The organism is Thermococcus sp., assembly GCF_027011145.1.
In the GTDB taxonomy this organism is placed as follows: domain Archaea; phylum Methanobacteriota_B; class Thermococci; order Thermococcales; family Thermococcaceae; genus Thermococcus.
This window is the reverse complement of sequence record NZ_JALVAO010000057.1, coordinates 1-19,421: the sequence shown is the minus strand read 5'-3', so window position 1 is coordinate 19,421 and position 19,421 is coordinate 1. Positions and strand designations below refer to the sequence as shown.

General features: G+C 53.1%; 21 protein-coding genes and 1 pseudogene. 16 read left to right on the top strand and 6 right to left on the bottom strand.

What is annotated here, in order from left to right; genetic code table 11:
- Together MVG27_RS07440 and MVG27_RS07435 are read left to right on the top strand one after the other, a co-directional pair.
- A pseudogene (locus MVG27_RS07440) lies at nucleotides 1-142 on the top strand (8-amino-7-oxononanoate synthase); the annotation flags it as partial.
- A gap of 159 nt (nucleotides 143-301) precedes the next feature.
- Nucleotides 302-1,219 carry a hypothetical protein gene (locus tag MVG27_RS07435; RefSeq protein ID WP_297550641.1) on the top strand — a complete coding sequence of 306 codons (918 nt, stop codon included), beginning with the start codon at nucleotides 302-304 and terminating at the stop codon, nucleotides 1,217-1,219.
- A gap of 1 nt (nucleotide 1,220) precedes the next feature.
- On the opposite strand, the gene endA is transcribed toward MVG27_RS07435, so the two are convergent.
- Together endA and rimI are read right to left on the bottom strand one after the other, a co-directional pair.
- A complete protein-coding gene (gene endA, locus MVG27_RS07430; RefSeq protein WP_297470401.1) occupies nucleotides 1,221-1,727 on the bottom strand; it encodes a tRNA-intron lyase in 507 nt (168 codons plus the stop codon).
- A complete protein-coding gene (rimI, locus tag MVG27_RS07425) occupies nucleotides 1,727-2,227 on the bottom strand; it encodes a ribosomal protein S18-alanine N-acetyltransferase (protein WP_297550639.1) in 501 nt (166 codons plus the stop codon). The genes endA and rimI overlap by 1 nt, the downstream gene beginning before the upstream one ends.
- Nucleotides 2,228-2,404: 177 nt before the next feature.
- On the opposite strand from rimI, the gene herA reads away from it, so the two are divergent.
- The 10 genes from herA to MVG27_RS07375 are packed head-to-tail and all read left to right on the top strand — an operon-like array spanning nucleotide 2,405 to nucleotide 14,953.
- Nucleotides 2,405-4,147, top strand: a complete 1,743-nt coding sequence (herA, locus tag MVG27_RS07420; protein WP_297550637.1) for a DNA double-strand break repair helicase HerA — start codon at nucleotides 2,405-2,407, stop codon at nucleotides 4,145-4,147.
- 9 nt (nucleotides 4,148-4,156) lie between these two features.
- A complete protein-coding gene (gene mre11, locus MVG27_RS07415; RefSeq protein WP_297550635.1) occupies nucleotides 4,157-5,503 on the top strand; it encodes a DNA double-strand break repair protein Mre11 in 1,347 nt (448 codons plus the stop codon).
- Nucleotides 5,500-8,154 carry a DNA double-strand break repair ATPase Rad50 gene (rad50, locus tag MVG27_RS07410; RefSeq protein WP_297550633.1) on the top strand — a complete coding sequence of 885 codons (2,655 nt, stop codon included), beginning with the start codon at nucleotides 5,500-5,502 and terminating at the stop codon, nucleotides 8,152-8,154. Before mre11 ends, rad50 begins: the two co-directional genes overlap by 4 nt.
- Before the next feature lie 2 nt (nucleotides 8,155-8,156).
- A complete protein-coding gene (gene nurA, locus MVG27_RS07405) occupies nucleotides 8,157-9,488 on the top strand; it encodes a DNA double-strand break repair nuclease NurA (RefSeq protein ID WP_297550631.1) in 1,332 nt (443 codons plus the stop codon).
- A gap of 36 nt (nucleotides 9,489-9,524) precedes the next feature.
- Nucleotides 9,525-10,538, top strand: a complete 1,014-nt coding sequence (locus tag MVG27_RS07400; RefSeq protein ID WP_297550629.1) for an iron ABC transporter permease — start codon at nucleotides 9,525-9,527, stop codon at nucleotides 10,536-10,538.
- Nucleotides 10,531-11,253: an ABC transporter ATP-binding protein gene (locus tag MVG27_RS07395; RefSeq protein WP_297550627.1), complete on the top strand. Its 723-nt coding sequence runs from the start codon at nucleotides 10,531-10,533 to the stop codon at nucleotides 11,251-11,253. Before MVG27_RS07400 ends, MVG27_RS07395 begins: the two co-directional genes overlap by 8 nt.
- Before the next feature lie 34 nt (nucleotides 11,254-11,287).
- Entirely contained in the window at nucleotides 11,288-11,881 is a 594-nt protein-coding gene (gene psmB, locus MVG27_RS07390) for an archaeal proteasome endopeptidase complex subunit beta (RefSeq protein WP_297468412.1), read from the top strand.
- Between the two features lie 51 nt (nucleotides 11,882-11,932).
- Nucleotides 11,933-13,027 carry a DUF4157 domain-containing protein gene (locus MVG27_RS07385; protein WP_297550650.1) on the top strand — a complete coding sequence of 365 codons (1,095 nt, stop codon included), beginning with the start codon at nucleotides 11,933-11,935 and terminating at the stop codon, nucleotides 13,025-13,027.
- Entirely contained in the window at nucleotides 13,017-14,159 is a 1,143-nt protein-coding gene (thrC, locus tag MVG27_RS07380) for a threonine synthase (protein WP_297550625.1), read from the top strand. The genes MVG27_RS07385 and thrC overlap by 11 nt, the downstream gene beginning before the upstream one ends.
- Before the next feature lie 5 nt (nucleotides 14,160-14,164).
- Entirely contained in the window at nucleotides 14,165-14,953 is a 789-nt protein-coding gene (locus MVG27_RS07375; protein WP_297550649.1) for an extradiol dioxygenase, read from the top strand.
- 1 nt (nucleotide 14,954) lies between these two features.
- Here MVG27_RS07375 and MVG27_RS07370 read toward each other — a convergent pair whose 3' ends face one another.
- Nucleotides 14,955-15,413 (bottom strand): alanyl-tRNA editing protein, encoded by a 459-nt coding sequence (locus MVG27_RS07370; RefSeq protein WP_297550623.1) that lies wholly within the window; start codon nucleotides 15,411-15,413, stop codon nucleotides 14,955-14,957.
- A 207-nt stretch (nucleotides 15,414-15,620) separates the two neighbouring features.
- On the opposite strand from MVG27_RS07370, the gene MVG27_RS07365 reads away from it, so the two are divergent.
- Both MVG27_RS07365 and MVG27_RS07360 read left to right on the top strand, forming a co-directional pair.
- Complete coding sequence (locus MVG27_RS07365; RefSeq protein ID WP_297550621.1) at nucleotides 15,621-16,970, top strand: cyclic 2,3-diphosphoglycerate synthase; 1,350 nt, start codon at nucleotides 15,621-15,623, stop codon at nucleotides 16,968-16,970.
- A 30-nt stretch (nucleotides 16,971-17,000) separates the two neighbouring features.
- Complete coding sequence (locus MVG27_RS07360; protein ID WP_297550619.1) at nucleotides 17,001-17,246, top strand: hypothetical protein; 246 nt, start codon at nucleotides 17,001-17,003, stop codon at nucleotides 17,244-17,246.
- 230 nt (nucleotides 17,247-17,476) lie between these two features.
- Here MVG27_RS07360 and MVG27_RS07355 read toward each other — a convergent pair whose 3' ends face one another.
- The 3 genes from MVG27_RS07355 to MVG27_RS07345 are packed head-to-tail and all read right to left on the bottom strand — an operon-like array spanning nucleotide 17,477 to nucleotide 18,051.
- Nucleotides 17,477-17,692, bottom strand: a complete 216-nt coding sequence (locus MVG27_RS07355) for a type II toxin-antitoxin system VapC family toxin (RefSeq protein WP_366078947.1) — start codon at nucleotides 17,690-17,692, stop codon at nucleotides 17,477-17,479.
- A gap of 54 nt (nucleotides 17,693-17,746) precedes the next feature.
- Nucleotides 17,747-17,881, bottom strand: a complete 135-nt coding sequence (locus MVG27_RS07350) for a hypothetical protein (protein WP_297550617.1) — start codon at nucleotides 17,879-17,881, stop codon at nucleotides 17,747-17,749.
- Nucleotides 17,863-18,051, bottom strand: coding sequence for a hypothetical protein (locus MVG27_RS07345; RefSeq protein ID WP_297550615.1), 189 nt, complete (start codon nucleotides 18,049-18,051; stop codon nucleotides 17,863-17,865). Before MVG27_RS07345 ends, MVG27_RS07350 begins: the two co-directional genes overlap by 19 nt.
- 106 nt (nucleotides 18,052-18,157) lie before the next feature.
- On the opposite strand from MVG27_RS07345, the gene MVG27_RS07340 reads away from it, so the two are divergent.
- Nucleotides 18,158-18,745, top strand: coding sequence for a hypothetical protein (locus MVG27_RS07340; RefSeq protein ID WP_297550613.1), 588 nt, complete (start codon nucleotides 18,158-18,160; stop codon nucleotides 18,743-18,745).
- An 81-nt stretch (nucleotides 18,746-18,826) separates the two neighbouring features.
- Nucleotides 18,827-19,421: ATP-binding protein (locus MVG27_RS07335; protein ID WP_297556443.1), on the top strand; the 595-nt coding region annotated here is incomplete at its 3' end.

Below are 19,421 nucleotides of genomic sequence, written 5' to 3'. Positions count from 1 at the left end.
ACAGGCCATCGTCTATCCGACAGTCCCGCTCGGAACTGCCAGGATAAGGCTCGAACCTTCCGCGGCCCACAGCAAGGAGGATTTACAGTACGTCATAGATGCTTTCGAGGATTTGGGCAAGAAGACGGGCTTTTTGAAGTGATTTCCTTCCCATTCTTAACTGTTCTTTTTTAAGCTATCCTCCGAGGTGAACGCCTTTTTGGGAAAAGTCATTTACTCCAACTTTGAAAAAGTTTATAAAAATTTCTGCTAAGAAATATGCGGAGGCGTTCCAAAAACGAAAGAGAAGAGGGGTTGCCCAATGACCCTGTCTCATGAGGGCGAAACCATAAAGCGCCGGGGAGTTGTGTTTCCTTTCCTGTATTTCCTGTTCCTTTTCATGCTGGCCTTTGCCTTTGACTTCCCGCGGGAAGTGAACAGGCAATGGATGTGGGTTCAGGTAGGAGGTATAGTGTTCATGACAGCTCTGGGATTATACTTTGATGGGCATGCTACCCCAAGAGAGGTGACAACAATAGGCCTCTTCACGCTACTGTGGCTCGGAGCGTCTTTTGTTGTGAACATCCAGAAGGAGTACTTCGTCCTCTTGGGCCTCATCATAGAGCTGTTTTTGATTGTTATTCTGGAGGAGATAAAAATGAGAAAGGCCAAAGCCTTAGGTTTGTCACTTATCCTTTTCATCATTTGCACTGTAACTTATGTCCACCGCACACAGAACTCCGAGTTCAACTCCCTAATCGCCAGCTATCCGCACGTTCTCGGCGGTATCTTTCTGGGAAACTCGACCTATTACGAGTACTATCAGGTCAACACCAGCAACGGAACGCGCTACTATCAAGTGATTAGGTCTGAAAACGGCAAGGTACTGGAAATCAGGGAGATTCCCCACAGCGACTATCTCATATACACGGGAAAGGCCCTCGACATGGCCCAATCGCTCGTCGAGGAGAAAACCACCCTTCCCCCTGGAGCAACGCTCATAACCTACAACGTGACCAACCTCACAGTTATGCTCTACTACTCAATCGGGGGCAATGAAAAGAGCATAGAAGGGAATAGCTCCAACGTAACGTCCAAGCTTCCCCGTCCTGGAAAAGAGTTCGCAGTTGCAACCGTCAACCTCGCCTCGAAAGACGTCAGCGTTGAGCTGGTATCCTTTGAGGAACTTCCCGGGTGGGTTCAAAACGTTGTAAAGGAACTGGAGGAAGTGGGAGGGTAATTCAGAACCTCACCCACTCGACCTTGTAGTAGGTAACGTCGGCATCTTCGTCAACTATCGCCATAATCATGTTCTTCCTCACGCCGTGGGCAACCCTAACCCTGGCCGTTATGTCGTTCGGGCTCAGGCGGGAATTTTCAGGCAGGACCCAGACCAGCCACTGCGAATGCTCGTCCATTCCCCTTCTGTAAACCCTGAAATGCGAGCCGAACTTCAGGCCGGACTTTACGGTGTAACCCCTGTCGCGCAAATCCCTGTAAACGAGGTACTTCGCGTCAAAGAGCTCGTCCCTCTTCCTTCCAAGTTCCATGAGCTCCTCAACGGTGAGCTTCCTCTTCCCGTCCCTGACTTCAATCTTGCCCCTCTCGACGAGGTAGGTGGCCTCAAGGAGGGACAGAAAGAGTTTGCCTTCAACCAACTTCCCGAAGTGTCTCTTGTTGTAGAGGCCGTTTATCGCGTTCTGGTCTGTCGAGAAGACCCTGTCTCCGCTCAGGTAAAAGACCATCATCAGCTTCCCCTCCATTCCTCGGCCGGGAGGAGCATGTAGTAGGCATCCTCGCCATCTGAGTAGTAGCCGATTATCCGCTTCACCTTTTTAAAACCGAAGCGCTCGTAGAGCCTTATGGCCCCTTCGTTGCTGACCCTGACTTCAAGGCCTATGTAGCGAGCGCCCCTCTCGATGAGCCTCTCTATGGCCTCGGTCAGTAAGGCCGAGCCTATACCGTTCCCGCGGTAGCGCTTGTCAACGGCTATGCTCATTATGTGCCCCTCAAGGTCGGGCCTCAGGTAGGCCATGACGTAGCCGATTACCTTCCCGTTGTATTCGGCGACAAGAAAAGTATCGGGGTTGTTCTCAAGGAAGACCAGGAAGATTCCCCTCGGATACGCCTCGCGAAAGGTTTCCCTCTCGATTCTCATGACCTCGCTTATGTCAAAGAGCTTTGCCGGCCTTATCGTGACGAGTGCCAGCGGGATTCTGGCCCTCACTTCCCTCGCTGAGACGCTCATGTTAGTAAATCTTCCCCAAGGCTTTTAAGGGTTGGGGAACTCCCTATGAGGTGGCCACCCCGACGTGATGAACACTCTCGAACCTGACCGTGGGATGATGACCGGATTCCTGGCTGATTTTCTCCCCCGTTAGTAAAACTTATAGCCCGTGGGCTTAATCACTCTCACGGTGGTTGCATGAGGATACACGAAGAACCCGTTGGGATAGTTACAGGGAAGGCCACAGTCAGTTCCTTCCAGTTCTACGCTCACCCTGACACCGAACTCAAGTTTGGAGACTTCGTCGTTGCGAGACTCTGCAAGGAAACGAGAGAGACTTGCGAGGAGTGGGTTATCGGAACAATTCGGGGGCTGGAAAACGTAAACTGGCTCCTGAGCGAGGGTAAAAGCACGTTCCAGTCCCTCATGCTCGACATAAAGGAGTACGGCGAGAGCATCAGCGAGAACGAGGCGCTGATAGTTAACGTCCGCATCCTTGGGAGGGTCATCCTAAACGATGAGCGGGCCGAGATAGTTCCGAACCGCGTGCCCATTCCAAATGGCAACACCGTCTACAGGGCAAGCTCCGAGCTCCTGAAGGCAATCTACTACGGAGGGGACTCCTTCGTCGAAATCGGGAACCTCCTCCTTAGGGAAGACGTGCCGATTTATCTGGACGCGAACGAGCTCGTTTCGAGACACTTCGCGGTTCTGGCCGTTACGGGAGCGGGAAAGAGCAACGCGGTTGCGGTGCTCGTTAGCGAGATTGTGAACAGACTCGGAGGGACAGTTATAGTCCTCGACCCCCATGGGGACTACGTCAAGCTGAAGCTCCCAAAGACCGGAAAGGAGCGCGTCAAGCGCATAGAGGCCAAGATAATGCCAGAGGAAATGGACAGCGAGGAGCTGGCGGACCTTATAGAGGTAGCCAGCAACGCGACGATACAGAGGGAGTTCCTCGCCAAGGCGTGGGAGACCGTGAAACATGAAAACCCCGAGCTCGGCGGAAGGGAACTGATTGAGGCCCTGAGGAACACGCTCAATGAGTGGATAGCCAACAGGACGGCCTACTTCTGGGACGAGGGAAAGGGGGCGTACATAACGGAGGAGCTCAAGAGCGAGAGGGTTGAGACCATCAGGGGTGTGGTCTACAGGATAAGGCGCTTCCTGAGGAACTACGGTTCGCTCCTCACGAGCGAGGATTTGATAGCCCAGATAGAGCCCGGAAAGGCAAACGTGATTGACCTCGGCCCCCTCGACGAGGGGCAGATGAAAGTGGTTGTCGGAAAGCTCCTTGGAAAGGTCTTCGAGACGAGGGTCGATTACGAACAGGCCAGAAAGAACCTCATACGGCTTAAGGAAGAGCTTAAGGAAAGGCCCAACTCAATGCTCGCCGAGGAAATCGAGAGGTTTGAAAAGGTTCTGCGCGAGATAGAAGCGAGGAGCCCGGCTCTGGCCGAGCCCGTTCTGATAATAGTCGAGGAGGCCCATATCTTCGCGCCTCAAGGCGAGAAGAACGACGCCGTCAGGATTCTGAGCAGAATAGCCAGGGAGGGAAGGAAGTTCGGCGTTGGCCTCGGCATAGTCTCACAGAGGCCGAACAAACTCAACGAAGACGTCCTGAGCCAGACCAACACCAAAATAATCCTGAGAATAGTCAATCCCAAGGACCAGGACTACGTCCTCAGGGCCAGCGAACAGCTCAGCTCTGACCTCCTTGGAGACATAGCGTCCCTGGGGAAGGGTGAGGCAGTTATCGTCGGTCAGGCGATAAGCCTTCCGGCACTCGTCAAGATACACAACTTCAAGGCCATCGGCGGTGACTACGGCGGTGAGGACATAGGTATAGTTGCACGCTGGCGCGAAAGGCTTAAGCGCGAGAGGGCCGAGCGCGAGAAGGAGGCCCTCTACGAGGAGGAGGGCGTTGAAATAGACTTCTGAGGTGTTAAAATGAAGTTTGCTCATCTCGCGGATGTTCACCTCGGCTTCGAGCAGTACCGCCTGCCCTACCGTGCCGAGGAGTTCGCCCGGGCCTTTCGGGAGGTTATAGAGAGGGCAGTCGAGGAGAAAGTGGACTTCATCCTCATAGCCGGTGACCTCTTTCACTCAAGCAGGCCCAGTCCGGAGACCCTGAAGGGGGCCATAGAAACCCTTGAAATACCTAAGGCGAGGGGAATACCCGTCTTTGCAATAGAGGGGAACCATGACAGAACCCAGCGGAGGGTCTCGGCTTATCACCTGCTGGAAAGCCTGGGCCTGCTGAACCTCGTCGGAATCAGGGAGGAGAGGGTCGAGAGCGAGTACCTGACGAGCGAGAGGCTTGGAAACAAGTACCTAGTTAAGGGTGTCTTTGAGAAAGGTGGGAGGAGCGTTGAAATACACGGGCTCAAGTATATGAGCGCCGCGTGGCTCGAAAAGAACCGGCTTAGCGACATCTTCAAACCGGAGGGGAACGCTATTCTCATGCTCCACCAGGGGATAAAGGAGCTCATTGAGAGGATGATGGGGCTCATCCCGGAAAGCCAGAGGGACTACTTTGAGCTCAAGATGGAGGACCTGCCGAGGGGATACCTCTACTACGCTTTGGGCCATATCCACAGGCGCTTCGAGACCAACTACGACGTGGGAAAACTCGTCTATCCGGGCTCGCTTCAGCGGTGGGACTTCGGCGACTACGAGATTAGGTACCGCTGGGACGGGAGAACTTTCAAGCCGAAAGCCGGAATTGAGAAGGGCTTTTACATAGTGGAGAACTGGAAGCCAAAGTTCATTGAGCTGAAGGTGAGACCCTTCATTGACATTAAAATCGAGGCCGACGAGGAGACGGTTAAGAGGGAAGTGAAGAGGCTCGCATCCAAAATCCCGGGCGAGGCCTTTGTGAGGCTCGACATAAAGTGGGAGAGGCCCTTTGATGTCTCAGCTATCAGGGAGCTACTTGACGTCAAGTACCTCTACGTAAGGACGCGCTTTGAGAGGAAGCTCAGGACCGTTAAGGGTGGAGAAGTACCGAGGCCGAACGAGTACTTCTCACCCATCGAACTCAGGGCAATAGAGATGACCGGGGAGAAGAAGTTGGAAAACGTTGATGCCGTCGTCGAGCTGTTTCTTGGAGGGTGGAAGGAAGAGGTCACAAAACCTGAGGAAAAACCCCCGGAGGAGGAAAAGAGAAACGAAAAGCGGAAAGAAAAGACTCCGGACTTAGATGCCAAACCTGAGGAGAAAACGGAAAAGAAATCCCCCAGGACCAAGCCCGGAAAGGGCTCCAACCTTCTTGCCTGGCTCGGTGGTGGGAAATGAAGGTTGAAAAGCTCATAATCAAGGATTTTCGCTCCCACAGGCTTACCCGGGTTAACTTTACGAGCGGGATAAACCTCATAGTCGGCCAGAACGGGAGCGGTAAGAGTTCCCTCCTTGATGCCCTTCTGATAGGCCTCTACTGGCCGGCAAAACCGAGAGACCTCAAGAAGGACGACTTCCTTCGAATCGGGGGAACGTCGACGGAGATAACCGTCTTCTTCGAGAAGGACGGCGTTAGGTATCAAATCCACAGGAACATCACGCGGGGCATTTCCTTCGTCAAGTACCACGATGGAACGGGCTGGAAAACCCTTGAGAGTGGCCAGAGACAGGTCAGGGAGTGGATGGAGAAGCTAATCCCCTACGACGTCTTCCTCAACGCGATTTACATACGCCAGGGCGAGATTGACGCCATACTCGAAAGCGACGAGAGCAGGGAAAAAGTAGTGAGGCAGGTTCTCGGTCTGGACAGGTATGAAAACGCCTACAGGAACCTCCTCGACGTGAGGAAGGAGATAGACGCGAGGATTAAAGCTGTGGAGGACTACCTCAAGAGCACCGAGAACATAGACTCCCTAATCGAGGAGATGGAAAAGAGCCTGACCGAGGTTCTGAGGGCAATAAACGAGCTTTCTCCAATACTCCCAAAACTCAGGAGGGAGCTGAAAACCGCCGAAGATGAACTCGAGAAACTCGATGAGCTCTCCGAGGAAGTCAACGCACTGAAACTGGAGGTTAAAAGACGGGAAGGAAACGTCAGGGCGATAGAGGCGAGGGTTGAGGAGCTGAGCAGAAAACTGGCTGAGGCCGAGAAACGCATAAACGAGCTTAAAGAGAAGGTTAAAGAGGCGGATAAGCTGAGAGAAAAGGCGGAGCTTTACACAAAGCTGTCCGAGTTCAGGAAGCGCTATTCCGATGGGAAGGCCAAAAGCGAAAAACTGGCCGAGAGTTACAGGGCCCAGATTGCTGGAATAGAGGAACGCCTTGCCGAACTCGAGGAACTTAAGTCCCGTCTGGAGGAATTGGAGCGGAAGAGGGAGGGGCTGTTGAAAAAGCTCACCGAACTTGAAGGGAGCGTAAAGGCCTACGAGGAAGTCAAAACGTTAGAGGCCAACCTGAAGAGGCTCATGTCCCGGCTCAGGTTCTCACCGGAGGAACTTGAGGAACTTGAGAGGGTTGTTGAAAACGCCCGTAAGAGAAAGGACGAGATTCTCAGAAGGCTTGAGGAGATAAGGGAGGAGAAGGGGGCCCTTAAGAGTCACGCCAGCGAGAGGAACAGGGCTATACTGGAGCTCAAGAAGGCCAAGGGAAAATGCCCGGTCTGTGGCAGAGAACTAACGGAAGAGCACAGGAAGGAACTGCTGGAAACGTATCTGTCCGAGGTTAAGGGCATCTCCGAGAAACTCAAGGCCCTCGACGCCGAGGAGAAAGAACTCCGGCAGGAGCTCGTTGAGGTTGAGAGGAAGCTCAAGATGGAGCGCGAGCTAATAACCCAGAGGGAACTCCTTGAGCAGGCCAAGGAATTGGAGGATAAGCTGAGGACCTACAACGTTGAGGAGCTAAGAGCTAGGGTCGAGGAATACGAGGGCCTGAGGAACGAGCTTGGAAAGGTTGAAGGGGAGCTGAAGAACTTCCGTGAGGAGCTGGCCAAGGGTAAGGCACTGGAGCGGAAAAGGAACGTTCTGAAGGAAAGGCTAAGGGCAGTCGAAAAAAAGCTCGAGGAAATTGAAGCAGAACTTAAAAGCCTCGGCTTTTCAAGTGTGGAGGAACTTGACGGGAAGATTGAGGAACTGGAGCCGGTTTACAGGCGCTATCTTGCTATTAAGGACGCCGAGAAGGAACTGAAAAAGGAGGAAGGCCTGCTGTCCGCAACGAGGACGGAACTGGAAGGGGCGAAGAAGGCTCTTAAAGCTGAGTCCCATCTTCTCTCGGAGGCCCGAAGAAAACTGGAGGCGCTTGAGGCAAAATACAACCCGGAGAGGCACGCAAAGGCCAGGGAGAGGGTTGCCGAGCTGAGGGAGGAGCTCGCCAAGACGGAGGAAAAGCTCAGGGGACTCGAGGAGAGGAGGGACGAGATAGTTGAGAACATCAGGAAACTCAAGGACGAGAGGGAGAGGAGGAAGGAGAAGGCCAGGGAGCTTGAAAACCTGAAGAGGGCCCGCGAGAGGGTTCAGGGGCTCAGGGAGAAAGTAAAGCGCTACAAGAACCTCCTGAAGGAGGGAGCCCTGGCAAAGGTCGGTGAGATAGCGAGCGAGATATTCGAGGAGCTGACCGAGGAGAAGTACTCCGGAATAACTGTCAAAGCCGAGGAGAACAAGGTCAAGCTCGGCGTGGTTTACAACGGAAAGGAACACGGCCTCGGTTTCCTGAGTGGGGGTGAGAGGATTGCCCTCGGTCTGGCCTTCAGGCTTGCACTGTCGCTCTATCTTGCGGGAGAGATAAGCCTCCTCATTCTGGACGAGCCAACGCCGTACCTTGACGAGGAGAGGCGGAGAAGGCTCGTGGACATAATGCAACGCTACCTCCGGAAGATACCCCAGGTCATAGTCGTTTCACATGATGAAGAGCTCAAGGATGCCGCGGACAGGGTTATAAAGGTGAGCCTCGAGAACGGCGTTTCCGTCCTAAGGGAGGTTGAGCTGGGGGTGTGAGCGTGTACCGGCTTCTCGACAGGAAAAGCGTTGACAGGATAAAGGCCATGCTCCAGAGGGGCTACGACGAGGCAATGGTAAAGCTGAGGGGCCTCGAATGGAGGGACCTGCCCAAGGAAAGAAGGCCCTGCAGGGTTTACGCCGTGGACGGCAGTCAGGGAAAGCAGAGGCTCAGCGGGACTATTTTCTACGCGGTCTCAAGCTACGCCTTCGGCAACGGTCCGGCCTACAGGCTCGTTTACGTCAACGCGATGCTCTACAACCAGGGCATATCCGACCAGATAATCCGCCTCCAGATGGAAACGCTGGAGAACAAACTAGGCTACCTCTCGGCCCTTCTTGGTGGGGTTGATTACGTCATGATGGATGGCACTTTGACGGGCTCCCTCACGAGACCGCCGGTTTACCCGGAGAGCGTGAAGGGTATAACGACCATCGAGAACGCGCTGGGCAAAAACAGGCTTGAAGAGCTCGTCAAGGCCTTCGTTGAAATTCTGGACGAGCACTACGAAAGGCTTGAGGAGGAGCTGAAGAAGAGCAGAAAGGTAAACGGGGGCGTAATACTAGCCGATGAGAGGCTTAAGGACTTTGAGGAATTTTATCGGGCGATGGAGGGCTTCAGGGGGAGTTCCCTCGACGCGACCCTCCCGAAGAGGGTCGTTATAACCAGAAAAACCCTGGACGCGTACATCAAGGGAGAAAAAGACGCCGAGGAGATATTCCGGGAAATCCTCCAGGAGTATGGGGAGGAGAAGGAGCTAACTTTGGACGACGCGCGCAACTCGGTCCACGTGGTTCTGGGCTACCTCGAATACCTATACTCGCTGGAGAAACTGCTCAAACTGAACCTCGTTTACGTGGCGAAGAGCTTCTACAACAGGAAGCTGACCCAGAAACTAGGGATTGACATCGTTGACGTTCCATACCTTGACGCATACCTGAGGAGGACATACGGCGAGGAGAGGGCCGGCTATTACGTCATAACTCAGGGGGGAAGGGCCATAAGCCACAGGATGCCCAAGGTTCTCAGGAAGTACTTCCCGACGGTTGAGGAGTACATTGAGCGGGGCGTCCCGATGGCCTACATAAGGACCATGCGCGGTGGGGTGATATACCTCCTTCAGAGTAACAGGGAGATAAACGACGAGCTTTTGAGCGAGATACTGTGGCACGAGAGCAACGGCTACTTCAGGCCCCTCCAGAGGGCCCACGAGGGTGTTAAGATTGAGAAAAAGGCCTTCGAAGTTGAGTTAAGGGCACTCCTCAACATAATAAAGGCCGAAAGCCCTGAACTGAGGGTTTTCCTCAAGTACGGTCGCTCGCCCCTCGAGTGACAAAGCCTTTTAAACCATGGACAAAAACTCCAGCACATGCGGAAATGGCTCCCGGCACTGTTGCTCCTCTCAGCGGTTTCGATTTTTCTCGGCGTTTACTTCGGGCCGGTTAGTCTTAGCCTTCACGACGTTACCTCAAGCCTTCTCTACGGAATAGAGCTAAAGCTATCCCGTTTTACCGGCATTAACCCCGGAGAAAAGCCCGACTACTTCATCATCGTCTGGCAACTTCGCCTTCCGGAGGTGCTCCTCGCGTATTTTGTCGGCCTCGCCCTCGCGGGTGCTGGAGTCACCAGTCAGGCCCTCTTCAGGAATCCCCTTGCGGACCCCTACATCATAGGGATAAGCTCGGGCGCGGCGCTGGGCTCTGCGATAGCCGTCCTTATAAACCCCGTCTACATGGCCCCCTTCGCCCTAATCTTCTCCTTCCTCTCGGTTTTCATTGTCTACACGATATCAAGGGTTGACGGGGCAGTCCCTGTTGACACGCTCCTCCTTGCCGGAATCGCCTACGGCTTTCTTGCCAACGCGGTAACATGGTACATCTACGTAACAAGGCCCCAGAAAACGCACCTGAGCTGGATGTGGCTCCTCGGAAGCTTCAACGGGAGCACGTGGGGGGACGTGAAGATAATGCTCGTCGTTTCCCTGGCTGGAATTCTCTTCCTCACGTGGCGCTGGCGCGAGCTGAACCTCGTTCTCCTCGGGGAGGAGAGCATTGCCCTCGGCCTCGACCTCCACCTGTATAGAAAGATATTCCTCGGCGTTATCGCGACGCTGACTGCCTTCTCGGTCTACACCTCCGGGATAATAGGTTTCATCGGCCTCGTCAGCCCCCACATAATGCGCCTAATCCTCGGCCCGAACCACAGGGAGCTCGTTCCGGCGACGGCCCTCTTCGGTGGAACCCTCCTCGTTACGGCTGACCTGCTCGCGAGAACCCTTGCAAAGCCCACGGTCATTCCGGTTGGGGTCGTGACGGCTCTTATGGGCGCCCCGTTCTTCCTCTACCTGCTGATGAAGCACAAGAGGGGTGAGCTCGTTGCTTGAGGCAGGGGTTTCCTTTTCCTACGGCGAGAGGGGGGTTTTGAGAGACGTCGAATTGGAGGCCGGACGTGGGGAGTTGCTGGCCATAATCGGGCCGAACGGTGCTGGAAAGAGCACGCTTCTGAAGTGCCTCGTGGGGATTCTAAAACCGACTGGCTTTGTGAGGCTTGAAGGGAAGGACCTGCTCTCCCTTAAACCCCGGGAAAGGGCGAGGCTGATAACATACGTCCCCCAGAGCTCACTCCCCCAGTTTGCCTTCACGGTTGAGGAGTTCGTCGAGATGGGAGCGTACATGACGAGGGGAAGCGTGAGGGAGGCCCTTGAAAGGGTCGGTCTGTGGGAGCGAAGACGGGAAAAAATAACGAGCCTGAGCGGGGGGGAGTTCCAGCTGGCGCTGATAGCGAGGGCTTTGGCCCAGGGAAGTGAAGCTATTCTGCTCGATGAACCGACGAGCCACCTTGACATAAACAACGCCCTAGAGGTAATGGAATTGCTCAACGAACTGAAGGGGGAGAAGATAATCATAGCCGTTCTCCACGACCTCAACCTCGCGTTAAGCTATTCCGACAGAACCCTTGTCCTGAAGAACGGAAAAACCGTCTGGAAAGGCCCTTCAGAAAAGCTAAGTGAGAAAATCATCGAGGAAACATACGGGATAAAGGCGAAGATAATTGAAGTTGAGGGGAAGAGGCTACTCGTCCCGGGGCTAAAGGTTTAAAACAAAGGCGCGTTTCTTACTTCAGGTGAGAGAGATGGAGAAGAAGACCGGAACGACAACGGTTGGTATAAAGGCAAAGGACGGCGTCGTTTTAGCCGCCGATACTCAGGCTTCCCTCGACCACATGGTTGAGACGCTCAACATCAGGAAGATAATCCCGATAACGGACAGGATAGCGATAACGACAGCTGGAAGCGTGGGGGACGTTCAGGCACTCGCGAGAATGCTCGAGGCGGAGGCCCGCTATTACCAGTTCACGTGGGGAAGGCCGATGACGGCCAGGGCCATGGCAAACCTGCTCAGCAACATACTCAACGAGAACAAGTGGTTCCCCTACATGGTGCAGATTATCATAGGTGGATACGTTGATGAGCCGACCCTGGCCAACCTCGACCCCCTCGGAGGGCTAATCTTCGACGACTACACCGCGACCGGCTCGGGAAGTCCCTTCGCCATAGCCGTCCTTGAGGACGGTTTTAAGAAGGACATGAGCGTCGAGGAGGCAAAGGAGCTCGCGATAAGGGCCGTTAAAACCGCCGGAAAGCGCGACGTTTACACAGGAAGTAAAAAGGTTCAGGTAGTTGTTATAACCAAGGACGGCATGAAGGAGGAGTTCGTGGAGTTTTAGGGTTGAACCAATTCCTTTTTAATCCCTTCCCATTATAATCTTCCGGTGGAGATGGGAAGGAAATTCGTCGCAGTTCTTCTCGTTGCAACCCTCGTTGTTTCGCTGTACTCGGCGGTTAACCTAGCGTACTCAGCCAATTCCATCCTCGAGCAGGTAAACGAGATTATAGAGCAAGTTCAGGAGATAAGGGGTCTCATCTTCAAGGAGAAGCCGAAGATAGTCGTCATAACCCGGGCTGAGGCAATAAGGCTCTTCGGCCCCTCAAGTCAGAACGAGGAGGAGCTAAGGATTCAGGAATTAACGTACAAGATGACCCTTCTAATCCCCGGAAACTACTCCTTCATCCAGGCTAAGCGGGAAGAGAGCGCGGGCTGGATAGCCCTAACCGTGGGGAACACGATTTACATAGTGGAGGAGAACTTTGAGAGCAATCCTGCCATGGCAAAGAGGGCCCTGGCCCACGAGCTTACGCACGTCCTCCAGAAACAGTGGTTCAACGCCAAATACAGCGCCAACACCTTCGACGGAACGCTCGCGGTCAGGGCTTTGGTGGAAGGGGACGCCGACCTCGTGGCTGACATCTACTGCGAGCGGAACGGGATTCCCATATACAAGATACGCTCCCTCAGCGGTAACCCAATAACGGACATAGGAATATTCCCCTACGTCTTCGGTGATAGCTTTGTCAGATACCTCTACGAGAAAGGGGGCTGGAAGCTCGTGAACGAGGCCTACAGGCACTACCCCGTTTCAACCGCTCAGATAATGCACCCAAACCTCTACCTTGAGAACGTGACGCCGGTGAACGTCTCCCTAAAACTCAGCGGAAACTGGAGCGTCCTTAGGGACGACAGGATGGGTGCCTTCTACGTCTACATTCTCCTCCACGATAGCGCGAAGCTCAACAACGAAACCGCGTGGAACGTTTCAACGGCTTGGCGCGGAGATAAGCTACTTCTGGCGGTCAACGGAACCGACTATGTTCTCCTCTGGAAGGTGGAGTTCTCAAGTGATGAAGCCGCGAAGACCTTCGCGGGAATCCTGAAAGAGCTCGCCGAAAAGGACGACTACGCGCACTTCACGATAACGCTCAGCGGAAAGACCGTTCTCCTGAAAGCCGTGAGGGGGGTTAGGGTTGAGGCTTAAGTGCCCAATCTGCGGAAGGGAATACGATAGGCCCGTGCAGAGGTGCGAATGCAACGAACCTGTGGAGTTCGAGCTCTTAAGGGGCGAACCATACATAGGCAAAACCGTCTGGGAAAGGTTTTACGACTTCTGGCCCGTTGAGCCTGCCCTTGAGTTCTCACTCGGTGAAGGGGATACTCCACTGGTCAAATCCAAAATAGGTGGAGAGCTCGGCGTAAGGCTCTACCTCAAGAACGAGACCGTAAATCCCACATGGAGCTTTAAAGACAGGGGAACGTTTCTGGCTATGAGCTACGCCCTAAAGGCCGGCTACAAAACCGTTGGAACTGTTTCTACAGGAAACATGGCGGCGAGCGTTTCAGCCTATGCATCGCGCTTTGGCCTCAATGCCAAAATCCTCGTTTCCGAAAGCGCTAGCAATGAAAAGCTTAAGGCCGTCTCCGTCTACGGCGGGGACGTGATAAGGGTCAAAGGCGACTACGGAAGGCTCTACTTCGAGAGCCTGAAACTGGGAGAAAGTCTAGGAATTTATTTCATGAACTCGGACAACCCGTTCCGCGTTGAGGGCTACAAGGGCATAGCCTTCGAGATAGCCGAGGAGGTAACACCGGATTACGTCCTAATTCCAACAAGCTCCGGCGGTCTATTCAGGGGCGTGGCGAAGGGCTTCATCGAGCTAAAAGGGAGCGGACTCATCGAGGAGCTTCCAACTCTGGTTGCAGTTCAAGCGGAAGGCTGTTCCCCGATATGCAGGGCGTTCAAAGAGGGAAAAGAAAAAATCGAGCGCTTTGAAAGGCCAAAAACGATAGCAAAGGCCATAGCAAACCCCTATCCACCGAGCGGGAACGCGGTTCTGAAGCTCCTAAAGGATTTTAGCTGGCTCTGTGTTGCGGTGAGTGATAACGAAATCAGGGAGGCCCAGAGAAAGCTCGCGAGAGAGGGTCTCTTCGTCCAGCCGGCGAGCGCCACCGGGATTGCCGCTTTGAGAAAGCTCGTCGAAAACGGAAGGACTGAGGAGGGAGCGAAGGTCGTTTCGATTCTCACAGGTTCGGGATTGAGGACTCTCTCCCAAGCCAAAGGGGGAACGATAAGGGAGTGTCCCCTTGAAAGCCTTGAAAACTGCCTGAGGTGATTGAGATGCTTGCCGGAATCGGTCTGATGCCCCACGGGAACCCGGTCCTGGAGCCTCCCGACGAAGAAACGAAAAAGCTGGCGGAGGTTTTGAAAGACATTGGAAAGGCCTTTGCAAACGTTGACTCCTACGTCCTGATAAGCCCACACAACGTCAGAATGAGCGACCATCTTGGGGTGGTTATGGCGGAGAACCTGGTTTCCTGGCTCGGCTTTGAGGGAAAGGAACTGCCTGGTGAGTGGAAAACCGATAGGGAGCTAGCCGAGAAAATCTACAGGGCCGAAAAGAGCGCGGGGATTCCGGTGGTGGATTTGAACTTTGCCTCGCTCCGCGGGGAGTACTCCCGGTGGCCGTTGAGCTGGGGGGAACTTATACCGCTCCATTTTCTCGAGAAAAAACCGCTTGTCCTGATGACTCCTTCAAGGGGCATCGACAGGGAAACCCTCGTGAAGTCAGGAGAAATCCTTGGAAAAGTGCTGGAGGAAAGCGAGAAGAAAATCGCGCTGATAATAAGTGCCGACCACGGGCACGGGCACAGCGAGGACGGCCCTTACGGCAAGGTTAAAGAGAGCGAGGAGTACGACAGGCTAATAATGGAGCTGATAAACGAAAACCGCCTCGAAGAGCTTCCCGGCGTTCCCGAGGGGCTGGTGAGGAAGGCTCTGGTAGACAGCTACTGGCAGATGCTCATGATGCTGGGTGCCATGAAGGTAAGAAATTTTGAGCTCAAGGAAAGTGCCTACGCCTGTCCTACTTACTTCGGCATGGCCGGGGCGCTATGGGTGAGGAAGTAACTCAGTCCACAACGTCAAAGCTAATCTCCAAAAGCTCTTTACTCCTCCTGAAGCGGATCTTTCTGATTTTTATCTCCCCGATTTCTCCCGTTGTCTTCGTGTGCTCTTTATTGCAGGCGTTGACGTTCCAGTCCTCGATGACTACAACTTTAAGCGTCCTCACATCTTCAGGAACCGGGAAAAGGTCGTACATATCTTCACCAAAGCGCCTCTCTGCCTCTTCCCTCGGCAGTTCATAGACCTTCACGGGGACGTTTTCCCTTACTTTCTCGTTAGCCAGCAACTCAATCTCCGCTATCTCCTCAGGCGAAGGTTTTCTGTTGAACTTAACGGTCAGCCTGCCGTGGTTCCCGTTCACATAAACGCTCGCCGTCCACTTGGCTTCCTCTCCAAGAACTTTAACAACGGCACCCTTGACGACGTGCAGGGCTGTGTGCGTTCTAACCTCAACGTCACTCATGTCAATCCCAGGAATCTTATTCGACAATCGTTTATTAAACCCACTGGTAATCCCGGAACGGTCTGGGTTCAGGATTTTCTGAAAGTTTTGCGGAAAAACTTTGCTAGTTTCGAAACGGTTACGTAAGGCTCTTTCACAGGTAAACGAAAACCGTTATAAGTGTAAAGCTCGATACACAGGCGGACAAAGTTTTAGAGGTGAACGAAAATGGCCGAAAAGAAAAAGAAGAGGGTTCTGATTCTTGGAGCGGCCGGAAGGGACTTCCACAACTTCAACGTGTTCTTCAGGGACAATCCGGAATACGAGGTCGTGGCCTTCACCGCAACCCAGATTCCGGACATTGAGGGAAGAATTTACCCGCCCGAGCTTGCCGGCGAGCTCTATCCGAACGGAATTCCCATCTGGAGCGAGGACAACATGGAGAAGATAATCAAGGAGCACGACATTGACATAGTTGTCTTCGCCTACTCCGATGTCTCCCATGAGCACGTCATGCACCTCGCGAGCAGGGCCCACAGCGCTGGAGCCGACTTCTGGCTCCTCGGTCCAAAGAGCACCATGCTCAAGTCCAGCAAACCCGTCGTGGCCGTAACAGCTGTGAGAACCGGTTGTGGAAAGAGCCAGACGAGTAGAAAGGTCGCCCAGCTCCTCCAGGAGATGGGATACAAAGTTGTTGCGATAAGGCACCCGATGCCCTACGGAGACCTTAGAAAGCAGGTCGTCCAGCGCTTTGCCACCTTCGAGGACCTCGACAAGTACGAGTGCACCATCGAGGAGCGCGAGGAGTACGAGCCCTACATCGAGAGGGGAATGGTTGTCTATGCTGGCGTTGACTACGAGAAGATTCTTCGCGAAGCGGAAAAGGAAGCGGACATAATCCTCTGGGACGGAGGAAACAACGACTTCCCGTTCTACGAGCCGGACCTCTGGATAGTCGTTACCGACCCGCACAGGCCGGGTCACGAGCTCAAGTACCACCCCGGTGAGACCAACTTCAGGAGTGCTGATGTTATAATCATCAACAAGATAGACACCGCCAACAGGGACGACATTCAGAAGGTCAGGGAAAACATCGAGAAGGTCAACCCGAATGCAACGGTTATCGAGGCGGCCTCGCCGATATTCGTTGACAACCCCGAGCTCATAAAGGGCAAGCGCGTTCTCGTCGTTGAGGACGGACCGACGCTTACCCACGGTGGAATGAAGTACGGAGCCGGCTACGTTGCAGCCAAGAAGTTCGGAGCGAAGGAAATCATTGATCCAAGGCCTTACGCCGTCGGTTCAATTGTCGAGACCTACAAGAAGTACCCGCACCTCGACGTTATCCTTCCTGCAATGGGATACGGCAAGAAGCAGATTAAGGAGCTCGAGGAGACAATCAACAAGGCCGATGCGGATGTGGTCATCATGGGCACTCCAGTTGACCTCCGCAGGTTCATGAAGCTCAACAAGCCCGCTGTAAGGGTCCGCTACGAGCTCGAGGAAATCGGCCAGCCCAAGCTCAAAGATATCCTCGAGAACTGGGTCAAGAACTGCGAGAAGCTCAAGAAGGAGTGAGGTTTTTAACCCTCCCTTCCACTTTTCTCCATGTTCGACGTGGCGATTGGGCTCTGGACTCTCATCTGGTCCCTTAACATCGCCGGCTTCCTCGGGGTTACCTACGACGTTGTCACAAAGCAGAAATTCATGCCCGAATCCGCCAAGGTTGCCTGGATTTTCACGGCGTTTCTCTTTGGCTCGATTGTCGCTCTGGTCTATACCCTCGACGTGAAGAGGAGCGGAAGGTACGAGGAGGTCGAACTCGAAGGTGACGAGGAGATTAGGGTGTGGTAGAAAGCCTTTTATTGATGAAGGCCGAACCTTCAACGCCCGGGGAGTGCCGCCGAAGGCGGAGCCGATGAACTCGGGCGGGTTATTACCCCCTTTTCATAGCTTCTGATGCGCTAAGGATGATACTCAATCCACCATCACTCAGACAATTGAGCGAAATTTCTCAAAATGAAACTCCAAAAAGGCCAGAATGAAAACCGCCGTCAAAGGCGTCAAAATGGATATAATGGTGGCTAATTTCTCTCATCAACCTTTTCGAATGGGTTGTATATCCTCAGTCCCTTCACTTTCTCGAAGTCTTTGACGTTCCTCGTAACTAGCGTCAGGTTGTGTAGAAGTGCCGTAGCCGCTATAACCGCGTCAGGAAGCTTTATGCTGACCTTCCTCCTGAGTTCGATGGCAACGTCGGCTATCTCATCTGTGAGCGGTATGACATACGCGAAGCTTATGAACTCCTTCGACTTCTCAAAGCCCTCTGGGGTATGTCCTCTCCAGCCGAGAAACTATATCTTCGTAATTATGGAGACATTAAAGCTTTTCCTCAGGATTTCTTCAACCTTCGGAAGCTCCTCCTTTGGAATGGCATCCGCGAGGTAGTAAATGAGAACGTTTGTGTCAATCAGAAACCCCTCTCCCATTCTTCCCTCAGCTCCCCGAGGCTTTTCTTAAGGTCTTTCTTACCCCTGTAAATGCCCCTGTACTTCGACGGCTCGAAGAGCTCGGCCTTTATCTTCTCCCAAAGCTCCGGGGATATGATGACGCCCTTAATCCTCCCGTGCTCGTCGTAGATGTACTCCACACCCTCCATGCTCACACCTGAAGCAGTTTTTGACTTCCGCGTATTTAACACCTTCGCCCAGTATATTACCCTCCGGGAGGAGGGAAATCAATAAATACCCGGAGGGAGAAGGGAAATGGCCGTCAAAGAAGGCCACTACGTAAAACGTCTTGATGACAAATTAGGATATGGAGCCGAAGACATTAGTACGATAATATACTTTTTTGGTGGCGTTTTTGTATTTGCAACAATATTCTCTATCACAGCCTTTAACTTTGAAGGAGAAGACTTTCTTTTGGCACTTCTGGTCAGCTTTTTCGTGTCACTCATTGGATTCACAAGCTTATGGTGCGCATTAAGATTTTGGGACGTCGATGCCCAAGATTTCGTTGAAGCATTCAGAAAAGACAATCCAGAAGAAGCGGAGATTGAAATATTGAATGCAGGATACTCAAAAGCAAGGACACGTGTAAAAGATGCCCTTACATGTGCAGTTGCCACATGGCTTATATTTGGAGGATATGCAGGGGCCATTGAAATTGCCACACTTCAAGGGATGCTAACTATTAAAAACTGGATAATTATCGGCATTCTTCACATACTGGCTTTTGTTGGCTTTGTACTTACGATCGTGTTTTACCTCCGCAAGCGTTCCATTGAGAAGGCCCTCTTCGCAATCCAGCTCAAGAAGAGCGATAAAGCCGAGATATCAATCAAGCTCTAACCCCCTAATTTTTAAACTCTGAGAACTTACACTTCTCAACCTTTATAAAGGATTGAGAGCCATAACCTCTCAGGTGTCCCTATGAGGCTCGGGGATTTGAGCTACATGAACCCATGGTGGGAGGACAAAGAGGACTACCACGTAAAGCGCTGGAGAGAGCAGAAAATCCATTGGTGGCCGAATTGGCTCGACGAACTCTCGCTCGAACCCTTCTCCCTCAACTTCGTCCTCGGCCCGAGGCAGGTTGGGAAAACCACCGGGATAAAGCTCCTGATTCAGGAACTCCTGAGGGATAACCCGCCGGAGTCAATTCTCTACCTCAACGTCGAGGTACTGCCAAGCCACCGCGAGCTTTTAGAACTTCTCCGCGAATTCAAGGGGCTTAAAAATAAGGAAGGAATTGAAACAGGTTACATCTTTCTCGATGAAGTTACCTCACTTGAAGGCTGGTGGCGCGGGGTTAAACCCCTCATAGATGCTGGCCTCTTGGAGAGAGATGTAGTTACGGTTACCGGCTCAAGCTCCCTGAGGGCTAGAAGGGATATTGAATTCTTTCCGGGCAGGAGGGGAAAGGGAAGGACAATAGAGGTAATGCCCCTCTCATTTCCGGAGTACGTCGAGATAATGGGACTAAAGAGGCCAGAACTGCGGAGGGAAAAAGTCTTGGAGCTTTTCA

Bases quoted from the DNA above. Each gene is read 5' to 3' on its own strand.
- MVG27_RS07435 (WP_297550641.1), top strand. From the start codon at position 302: ATGACCCTGTCTCATGAGGGCGAAACCATAAAGCGCCGGGGAGTTGTG.
- endA (WP_297470401.1), bottom strand. From the start codon at position 1,727: ATGATGGTCTTTTACCTGAGCGGAGACAGGGTCTTCTCGACAGACCAG.
- rimI (WP_297550639.1), bottom strand. From the start codon at position 2,227: ATGAGCGTCTCAGCGAGGGAAGTGAGGGCCAGAATCCCGCTGGCACTC.
- herA (WP_297550637.1), top strand. From the start codon at position 2,405: ATGAGGATACACGAAGAACCCGTTGGGATAGTTACAGGGAAGGCCACA.
- mre11 (WP_297550635.1), top strand. From the start codon at position 4,157: ATGAAGTTTGCTCATCTCGCGGATGTTCACCTCGGCTTCGAGCAGTAC.
- rad50 (WP_297550633.1), top strand. From the start codon at position 5,500: ATGAAGGTTGAAAAGCTCATAATCAAGGATTTTCGCTCCCACAGGCTT.
- MVG27_RS07400 (WP_297550629.1), top strand. From the start codon at position 9,525: ATGCGGAAATGGCTCCCGGCACTGTTGCTCCTCTCAGCGGTTTCGATT.
- psmB (WP_297468412.1), top strand. From the start codon at position 11,288: ATGGAGAAGAAGACCGGAACGACAACGGTTGGTATAAAGGCAAAGGAC.
- MVG27_RS07385 (WP_297550650.1), top strand. From the start codon at position 11,933: ATGGGAAGGAAATTCGTCGCAGTTCTTCTCGTTGCAACCCTCGTTGTT.
- MVG27_RS07375 (WP_297550649.1), top strand. From the start codon at position 14,165: ATGCTTGCCGGAATCGGTCTGATGCCCCACGGGAACCCGGTCCTGGAG.
- MVG27_RS07370 (WP_297550623.1), bottom strand. From the start codon at position 15,413: ATGAGTGACGTTGAGGTTAGAACGCACACAGCCCTGCACGTCGTCAAG.
- MVG27_RS07365 (WP_297550621.1), top strand. From the start codon at position 15,621: ATGGCCGAAAAGAAAAAGAAGAGGGTTCTGATTCTTGGAGCGGCCGGA.
- MVG27_RS07360 (WP_297550619.1), top strand. From the start codon at position 17,001: ATGTTCGACGTGGCGATTGGGCTCTGGACTCTCATCTGGTCCCTTAAC.
- MVG27_RS07350 (WP_297550617.1), bottom strand. From the start codon at position 17,881: ATGGGAGAGGGGTTTCTGATTGACACAAACGTTCTCATTTACTACCTC.
- MVG27_RS07345 (WP_297550615.1), bottom strand. From the start codon at position 18,051: ATGGAGGGTGTGGAGTACATCTACGACGAGCACGGGAGGATTAAGGGC.
- MVG27_RS07340 (WP_297550613.1), top strand. From the start codon at position 18,158: ATGGCCGTCAAAGAAGGCCACTACGTAAAACGTCTTGATGACAAATTA.